Origin of the sequence: Pantoea sp. Morm (assembly GCF_016643525.1) — a bacterium.
GTDB lineage: Bacteria > Pseudomonadota > Gammaproteobacteria > Enterobacterales > Enterobacteriaceae > Pantoea > Pantoea dispersa.
Window position 1 is genome coordinate 1 of record NZ_VOQX01000279.1, and the last position, 665, is coordinate 665.

The window sequence follows — 665 nt, forward strand, 5'->3', positions numbered from 1 at the left end:
TTTCCGCCAGCCGTTGCAGTGAGCGCTGAATGGTTTGCAGCTCCCCAATCATACTGTTCACCTCATCGAGCCGTTTCGCCACGATCGCTTTTGACTCTTCACAGGTGTGATGCTCTGGATCGATGCGGATCGACAGCAGGTCGCGGATCGATTCCAGGCTGAAACCAAGCTGCCGGCCGTAACGGATAAAACGCAGCCGCTGCAGATCGTTATCGCTGTACAGACGGAAGCCGCCCTCGGTGCGTACCTCATGATCCATCATCTGCTGCTTTTCATAAAAGCGGATGGTGTCCGGCGTCACGTCCGCCAGTTTTGCCAGCTGGCCAATGCGATACATACTATTTCTCCTGCTGTAGCCGCTGACCGATCGCCGGGCGGTATTCGCCACGCAGAAAATCGGTGCTCATGCCAGCCTGCTGCAGCTTCATCTCCAGCAGCGTCAGGCGTTTGGCCAGTTCACGCGCCTCGCTGTCATCAGGATCGAGTTCGCGAAGCAGATCGCTCAGTGCCAGTGCGTCGCGGCGCATCTCCAGTTCCGGAGGGAGATAGCCGGCGTTTTTCAGCAGTCGCCAGGCGCTGCGCAATTCCGCCGGCACGCCACTGTCGTCGTCCAGCGTGAGCGGCGCACCTTCACCAGGCAGATTGCTCAGCTCGCCCTTTTCCTG

At 59.1% G+C, this 665-nt stretch carries 2 protein-coding genes; both read right to left on the reverse strand.

What is annotated here, in order from left to right:
- The coding region (zntR, locus tag FT726_RS27560; protein ID WP_346303874.1) for a Zn(2+)-responsive transcriptional regulator at positions 1–337 on the reverse strand (337 nt) is incomplete at its 3' end.
- A 1-nt stretch (position 338) separates the two neighbouring features.
- The coding region (locus tag FT726_RS27565) for a DnaJ family domain-containing protein (protein WP_346303875.1) at positions 339–665 on the reverse strand (327 nt) is incomplete at its 5' end.